The organism is Algoriphagus algorifonticola, from assembly GCF_007655305.1.
Lineage (GTDB): Bacteria > Bacteroidota > Bacteroidia > Cytophagales > Cyclobacteriaceae > Algoriphagus > Algoriphagus algorifonticola.
The window spans coordinates 1-5,381 of record NZ_VLOG01000018.1; the positions used below are offsets into that span (position 1 = coordinate 1).

Consider the following 5,381-nt stretch of genomic DNA (forward strand, 5'->3'; position numbering starts at 1 on the left):
AGGGGATCGCTGTTTAGAGTTGTCGTCACTTCATTATTCATCATTCGATGTTCGATGTTTGTTATTTTTGATCTCCCGCAAAGGATTATAGAGGCAAAGTACGTATGAAGCTATGTTTTCTATCTTCTCTTTGCGGTTTTAAAAAAGTAGCTCTCAGCGGCGCTTTGTTTGTTTTACCTAGAAAGTCGAATTAAGCTTATTCTCAAATAGATTTAAGAATTAACAAAAACCGGCCCTATCCATGGTAAAGAGCTTTAAAATTGATTACTTAGTAGAAAGCAAAAGATCTTATGAAAGCGATTATTTGTCAAGAACACGGAATGCCGGAATCCCTAATCTATGGGGATTTGTCAGATCCCAAAGCAGCTGCCAAGCAAATAGTAATTCAGGTGGAGGCATGTGGGGTAAATTTTCCTGATGTACTGATCATTCAAAATAAATATCAATTCAAACCAGAATTACCTTTCTCTCCAGGAGGAGAAGTGGCAGGAAAAGTTATTGAGGTTGGAGAGGGAGTTAAGCAATTTAAGCTTGGCGATTCAGTTTTGGCCTTATGTGGATGGGGTGGCTTTGCTGAAAAGGTTGCAGTGGATATTGACCGTGTTTTTCCTTTACCTCCTGGTTTACCTGCCGAAATTGCTGCCACCACCTTATATACCTATGGCACCTCATTTCATGCCTTAAAAGATCGGGCACAACTCAAGGAAGGAGAAACCTTATTGGTGCTAGGAGCGGCAGGTGGAGTAGGGCTTGCAGCGGTTGAATTAGGGACGTTACTCGGAGCCAATGTCATTGCGGCAGCATCTTCCCAAGAAAAGTTGGATTTATGCAAAAAGAAAGGTGCTTCGGAAACGATCAATTATGAAAAGGAGGACCTTAAGAATAGAATCAAAGAGTTGACCGGTGGAAAAGGCGTTGACGTAGTGTATGACCCTGTTGGAGGAAATTTTACCGAAGCAGCTTTACGGGGTATGGCCTGGAAAGGAAGGTATTTGATCGTGGGTTTCGCAAACGGAGAAATTCCTCAAATCCCAATGAATCTACCCCTATTGAAAGGATGCTCTATCATGGGAGTGTTTTGGGGGCAGTTCTCCAAACTGGAATCTGAAAAAAGTTTTCAGAATATCAGACAATTAATGCAGTGGATTCAAGAAGGAAAGATTCAACAGCATATCGGCCGGAAATATTCATTGGAAGAAGCACCGGAAGCTTTGCAGGCTATATTAGATAGAAAAATGCTCGGAAAAGGAGTGGTTGTTATTAGAAATTAGAGTCGAGAGGCGAGAAGTTAGATACGAGATGTCAGGTTGAGCTCCTGCCTTCCTTAAGCCGGGAGTCGAATGTCAGGCTGAGCGCCTGCCTGACGAGAGGCAGGGAGTCGATGCCTTTTTGCCAAATTTCATCAGCATTAGGTTTCGACACCCCCAACTAAAAACAAGAACCTTGTTTTATAGCCTAATTCTTACACTTAAACCGCCTTCACATTGACCTCAATATTCCCGCGAGTGGCTTTGGAATAAGGGCAACCTTCATGCGCTGCTTCAACCAATTTTTGTGCATGCTCCAAGGATTCTGCATGAGGGATTTTCACCTCAATATCTACTGCCAAACCAAAGCTATTTGGCCCATAATTCCCTAGATGTACTTTGGCCTTGATTTCTGAATCTCTTAAACTTGTTTTCCCGGCAACTGCACCCAAGGCACCACCGAAGCAAGATGCATAAGCAGCAGCGAATAATTGCTCAGGATTGGTTTTCTCTCCATCTCCACCAATTTCCTTAGGCATGGATACATCTAGGTCTATTTTGCCATCCTCGGTTCGAACATGTCCTTTTCTTCCTCCTGTGTTGATTGCTACTGCAGTGTAATCGATATTCAGTTTTTCCATATTATTTTTTGGCTGTTTTTAACTCACTAAACAAGTCTTGTAGCTGCTTGTTCAATTTTGAGATATCCAAACTGTCAATTTGCTCGAATTCAGCTTCTAAATTTTGAATAATGGTTTCCACCTTGCTTTGAAGACTTTTCCCAGGATAGGTCAATTCCACTTTAACCTTTCTTTCATCGGCTTCGCTTCGAATTCTCTTAACATAATTCTGAGATTCCAGTTTTTTGATCAAGGGAGTTAAAGTCCCGGAGTCCAATTCCAATTTTTCACCTATTTGATTGACATACTGACCATCTTCTTCCCAAAGCACAGAAAGAGTTAAATATTGTGGATAAGTCAATTCCAGTTCTTTAAGCCTCAATTGGAAAGCCTGAATTAAAAGTCTGGAGTTCGTATAAAGCAGGAGGGAAAGGTCTTTAAGATCTGACATAGCTAATTTTGTATTTGACTCAATTTAATTGGAAAAATGCTTTAAATAAAGTCTAATCATAAAAAAACCATCCTAACTGGATGGTTTTCAATTTTCTAGTCTAATAATACCGCCCTATCATCGGATGATCCACTATTTTTTGTTTCAAGAGTAAGTCATTAATAGGGCCATGTTTTTTGTAATAAATATTTCCTCCTGGTTCTATCAATAATGTGACGGGTAAACTCCCATCCCATTCTTTTCCGACTACATCGATCACCTCATATTTATCCTTTGTATCCATGATATAATTAGGCAAAGCAGAGGCTTTTCCTTTGAGGAATTTCAAAGCTTTGGCTTCTTGATCCGGACTATCCATGGAGATGGAGACAAACTGGAAATCTCGCTCCCCATACATTCTTTGCATGGTGATGAATTCAGGATACTCCATGATACAAGGCCCGCACCAGGTGGCCCAGAAATTTACCAGCATCAGTTCATCCGTTTTATTTTGAAGTAAATCCGCCAATCCCGATGTGGATAACTTTTCCAATGTCACAGGTTTTTCTTCCCATTCCTTGTTCATTTTGATAGTGTATTCATTTTTCCATGCCCATTTCATGGAGCAACCGAATGCCGGGGTTTGAGCCTGATCCGCAGGTAGTGCCTCTCCTTTCAAAGTAAAGTCTATTGCCTGATGTAAGTCTTCCGCATTGGCAGTTCCGGGCTTTTCAGAACGATCGATCCTTCCGGAATAAGTCAACTTCCTGTTTTTGTCGAAAACAAAAACATGTGGGGTTGCAGTTGGGCCATAGGCTGTGGAAAACTCATGCGTATCCCCATCATAGAGGTAAGGGAAATTGAAATTTTTCATTTCAGCACGGATGCCCATTTCTTCAAATGAATCACTCAAATCTGTGTAACCCAATTCTTCAGGAAGAATGGCAATGGGGCTATTGGAGGATATTGCTACAAAAGCTACAGACTCATTTTTGTATTTATCCACAGTTTGGATAAATCTGTCTTCGTAGGCCTGCGCTGTTGGGCAGTGATTACAGGTAAAATTGACCACCAATACATCATAATCCCCAAAATCATCCAGACTATAGTATTTTCCATCTACAGCTGGAAGGTTGAATGGAGGAGCGGAATCCCCTATTTGCAATTGATTGATGGGCTGCTCTTCCACCAATTGGGGGTTAGCCACAAATGTGGATAAGTCTTCTTTCAACTCATCTTGAATCAATATTGACTCCCTCTTTTGAGAGCAGGAAAAACTGATTCCAAAGAGAGTTATCCACATTAGGAATGTATTATTTATCTTCATAGAAATTGCTTGCTTAGGTTAAGTCTATATTATTTTGATAGGTATAGTGCAAATGGGTATTGGCTTCATAATCCTTCCCAAAATTTTGATTGATTGGGTCCCAATCCAGAGGTCTTCCCAACTTCTTAGCGATATTTCCAATAGTGCAAACCGTACAAGTGCTATGGCCGATTTCTACCGGAACAATAGGGTCTTTTCTCCTTCTGATGGATTCAATGAAATCCACATGATGTTGATTGAATGAAAAATTATCTGAACTCTTATCCAAGGCTAATTCAGGGATTGAAGTATCGTAATTTCCTCTTGAGACCTTAATCCAGCCTTTTTCTCCCATAAACTTCACTCCCTGTCTTCCCTCATCAAACGGAGTTATCAACATTTCTATTCCGTCTGAATATTGATAAGTGAGAGGCTTTCCTTCGGTAGCTGGGATAACTTTCACAGGTCCATTTCTGTCCATTCCTAACCCCCATTGAGCCACATCAATCATATGCGCTCCCCAATCGGTCATCAGTCCACCGCCGGTTTCTTCAAACCATCTCCAGGCTGCCCAGAGTTTTTCATTCTCCTCCGGATTTAAGGAAATAGGCGGGTTTAAATTCGGGTGATACGGTATTTCTGGAATTGGGCCCAGCCATTTTTCCCAATTTAATCCGCTTGGAATCGCTTCAGGAGTTAAATCAAAAGGCTTGGGATGAGGATTATCTCCTACATGGACTAGGACTTGTTTAATTTTTCCCAATCTTCCCTTTTGCACATGATGAGCTGCGGTTTGAAAGTTCACTGCAGAGCGCTGCATACTTCCAACTGCCAAAACGATTGCATTTTCCCTTACTGCTTTGACCAATTCCTGACCTTCAAATACGGTAAATGTTAAGGGCTTTTCGAGGTAGATATCTTTCTTCGCTTTGCATGCATCTATTGCAATTTTCGCATGCCAATGATCTGGGGTGGCAATGACTACTGCATCAATATTCGGATTGGCTAAGAGTTCCTGGTAGTCCTCGTATAAATTGAAGGGTGGAGCTGTCTTTTTTTGATCAGCATATACTTTTTGAACGCGCTGTTCAAATCTCCTTCTTTTGATCTCGTAAACATCTGCAGCTGCTAAGACATCAACTCCTTCAATGCTCATCATTCTATTGAGCAAGCCCATGGCCTGTCGTCCTACACCAATAAAACCCAATCGAATGGTTTGTGGGTTTGGCTTAATAGTTTTAGCAAATCCGAATTGAGGAGCAAGGCTGAGTCCTGCTCCGGTAAGTAGACTGGTACCGAGAAATTTTCTTCTGGAAAAAGATTGTTTTGACATGATGATAGGTTATTGGGTTTGAATGCATTATTGTTTATTAAAATCTGATTAGCCGCAATCATGCCTGTTGCCTTATTTTATTTGCTTGACCGATTGGAAGACCGATGACCGAAGACCGAAGGTTCCGTGATTCTGATCCTTTTATCAGACAATAAGCCGTATTTTGTTGTTACTGGTAAGAAAGCGGATATCCATATATTAAAATACTGTAATTCCTGAGGAAAGCGAAACACTGTTTGATAGGAATGCTATTGTAGGGATGAATTGATGAAATCGAGCATGAAGTAGCCGTTACGCACAGAGATGACTATCAAAAACGCGAGATTCTCCCGAATCAAGTTCGGGACAAGCTATGTAACCTTTGAAAATCAATTATAGACACATGAAATGCCCATGAGGAAAAATCTCACACAAGGGGATGCCCCGATAAATCGGGGTAGGGCAT

At 41.1% G+C, this 5,381-nt stretch carries 5 protein-coding genes; 1 reads left to right on the forward strand and 4 read right to left on the reverse strand.

Translation table 11 applies throughout. From position 1 onward, the window contains the following. Positions 1-290: 290 nt before the first annotated feature. Positions 291-1,271, forward strand: a complete 981-nt coding sequence (locus FL972_RS03375; RefSeq protein WP_144603594.1) for an NADPH:quinone oxidoreductase family protein — start codon at positions 291-293, stop codon at positions 1,269-1,271. A gap of 197 nt (positions 1,272-1,468) precedes the next feature. On the opposite strand, the gene FL972_RS03380 is transcribed toward FL972_RS03375, so the two are convergent. The 4 genes from FL972_RS03380 to FL972_RS03395 all read right to left on the reverse strand — a co-directional run bounded on the left by FL972_RS03380 (position 1,469) and on the right by FL972_RS03395 (position 4,936). Further along, positions 1,469-1,888, reverse strand: coding sequence for an organic hydroperoxide resistance protein (locus tag FL972_RS03380; protein WP_144603596.1), 420 nt, complete (start codon positions 1,886-1,888; stop codon positions 1,469-1,471). A 1-nt stretch (position 1,889) separates the two neighbouring features. Next, the gene (locus FL972_RS03385) at positions 1,890-2,318 is read right to left on the reverse strand and encodes a MarR family winged helix-turn-helix transcriptional regulator (RefSeq protein WP_144603599.1); all 429 of its coding nucleotides are present in this window, start codon (positions 2,316-2,318) and stop codon (positions 1,890-1,892) included. Positions 2,319-2,418: 100 nt separating this feature from the next. Continuing rightward, positions 2,419-3,600 (reverse strand): redoxin domain-containing protein, encoded by a 1,182-nt coding sequence (locus FL972_RS03390; RefSeq protein ID WP_144603601.1) that lies wholly within the window; start codon positions 3,598-3,600, stop codon positions 2,419-2,421. 37 nt (positions 3,601-3,637) lie between these two features. After that, positions 3,638-4,936, reverse strand: coding sequence for a Gfo/Idh/MocA family protein (locus FL972_RS03395; protein ID WP_144603603.1), 1,299 nt, complete (start codon positions 4,934-4,936; stop codon positions 3,638-3,640). Positions 4,937-5,381 lie beyond the last annotated feature (445 nt).